At 34.2% G+C, this 2,320-nt stretch carries 4 protein-coding genes; all 4 read right to left on the reverse strand.

Going from position 1 to position 2,320, the window contains the following annotated elements; translation table 11 throughout:
* A partial coding sequence (locus WBJ10_RS04840; RefSeq protein ID WP_424288401.1) for a glycosyltransferase occupies positions 1 to 103 on the reverse strand: 103 nt, incomplete at its 3' end.
* On the reverse strand, positions 96 to 956 hold the full coding sequence (locus WBJ10_RS04845) for an NAD-dependent epimerase/dehydratase family protein (RefSeq protein WP_424288398.1): 861 nt from the start codon (positions 954 to 956) through the stop codon (positions 96 to 98). The genes WBJ10_RS04840 and WBJ10_RS04845, both read right to left, overlap by 8 nt.
* Positions 957 to 977: 21 nt before the next feature.
* A complete protein-coding gene (locus WBJ10_RS04850; RefSeq protein WP_424288399.1) occupies positions 978 to 1,625 on the reverse strand; it encodes a hypothetical protein in 648 nt (215 codons plus the stop codon).
* Between the two features lie 204 nt (positions 1,626 to 1,829).
* Positions 1,830 to 2,320 (reverse strand): FkbM family methyltransferase (locus tag WBJ10_RS04855; protein WP_424288400.1); only part of this gene is annotated, 491 nt, incomplete at its 5' end.

Here is a 2,320-nt window from a genome sequence, read left to right on the forward strand (position 1 = left end):
CAATTTCCTTCAGGCTTTGGGCTAAAATGCTTCCTATAGCTTCTTTCAAATACTTTTCCCCGTTATACACGGGCATAACAACTGAAACTATAGGATTATTCATTTATAACCTTTAGATAATTTTTTAAATCCCATTGATGGGATACTAGACTTTGTGCGGCGGTCGGATCCAACCGAATATCATATAATTTCTCTGGAGATTTGCTAACGGGCCACTCTCTATCTAATATACATGGCACTTTAAATTCCTTAGAAATTAATGCCGCTAGTTCTCGGATGGAATAATGTTCGTCGAAAGAAGCATTTATAATATTGATGCGTGGAGCACTTGTCAATACTTTGTTAATAAAAGTTACAAAATCCTCCATGTGAATTATTGAGCGCGTTTGTAATCCATTTCCAAAAACCATTAGTTCTTTTCCATTTTTCGCTAAATTAATGAACACAGATATGATGTTTTTGTATCCATTTTTCAGACTCGGCACCCCTCCGTATACAACCGGAACTCTTACGATTAAATAACGATCTGGCGTCTTAACCTGAATTTGACGTTCGAATTCGATACACATTTGGCCGTAGAAATCACTGGGGTTAACGATTTTATTATAATAACTCTCGTCATCACCATATACTAATTGAGAACTTAAAAAGACAATTTTAGGGTGGCTATTTATAGATTCATAAATAGACCAAATATTATTATTTAATCGATTATATACATCGACATCTTGGATCATGGGATTACCATAGTATGATATAAGAAAATAGTCGGGTTTAAAGAGGTTCAATTTCTCAAATAATACTGGGTCACTTATACTTACATGGGAATATTCAATACCGGATTCAGCACGATCGGTGCTCCTTCCAATGGTCATGAAGTTATGTTCTGTACCGCATTGATAGATCAAATTTTGACCTAAATAGCCCTGGCCTCCAAAAATTACAATATTCGCCAAAGATTCCCCTTTTAATATAAATTACGATTTAGAAAACGTTTTGTCAATCTGATTTTTATAATCGGACATCCAAGTTCCTAATTGCACTTGTTCGCTTTCCGATTGATCAACCATAAATCGCTTAAGATAACTTTCCGCTGCTTGTGACGCCAAATCAACATCTAAGTCTGAAACTTTTACGGCAATTATTTCAATATTATGAGTGCCTTTCCATTTATTTGGAAGAATTTTTGAAGTCTTAAATCCAAACTTCCCCAAAAATAATTCGAGATTACCCTTCGTATATCCATCGTAGTGAACCGCCCAATGTGCTTCTTGAGATCCAAAAATATGCCTCATCGCAATAGATTTTTGACTGTCATTTGTGAAAGGACTAAAAATTGTCTTAGCGGTACCATAAAAATCAGGCACCTCAATTCTCAATGTACCACCTACTTTTAGCCAAGAGTTCCATGATGCTAACAGCGCACAAGCAACAGCTCTGGGGAAGTGTTCAAACACATGATGAAGGCGGATTTCCTCTATCGTACTAGCCGGGTAAGTCATCTCAAGTAAATTGGCAAATTCGTCAGCTACCGTTTCACTCATTACTGTGTGTTCTGATGGCGGATAATCAATATTTACATATCCCTCAAAATATTTCTGTCCACAACCCAGGTGCAGTTTCATAACTTTTGTACTTTAATTAGAACGAAGATTAATTGAATTAATTCTCTTTATTTTATCTGACGTAATAAATATACCGCGCAAATAATTAACTGTAATACCACTAAAATAGATCAAAACTACTTCATAAGGATTTAACAAATTTCAAATTCCCTTAAGGACTTGAATTCTATATCTATTTTTAATACGCACCTGTATTCAACAATATTATCTGGAATTCCAGATTTCGTTGTTTACAAATATTGTATTGATATAGGTATCAGCGTAAACAAAATAGCCTTTCGAAATTATAAAATCAATAAGATCAGTTCGCTTTTTCTCTTTCCCGGCAGCGGAAAAAGTTAAGGTTTCTACACATAAAATCTTAGGTGAATATTTATTAAAATCAAGTGCTTGAAGAATAAGAAAGTCAAGACCTTCAGTGTCGATACTTAATAAATCCAAATTTTTACTATGAAAATAAGTTTCTAGAATTGAATTAATATCTTGTGTGGGTATACTTACTGTCTTTTCAATTTTATAGTTTGTACTTGCTTCTACGTCATTTGCCTCACTTAACGAAAAAGTATTAAGTGAGCGCTCTGACATAATAAAAAAATCCTGCATCGACTTAAATTCATAGGCTTTGTCGTTGATGCCAATATTTAAGTTTGTGTCTTCAGACCTTCTTGTCAAGAAGTTTTTAAACAGTTCTGGAT

The organism is Daejeonella sp. (assembly GCF_049655485.1).
Taxonomy (GTDB): Bacteria; Bacteroidota; Bacteroidia; order Sphingobacteriales; family Sphingobacteriaceae; genus Daejeonella.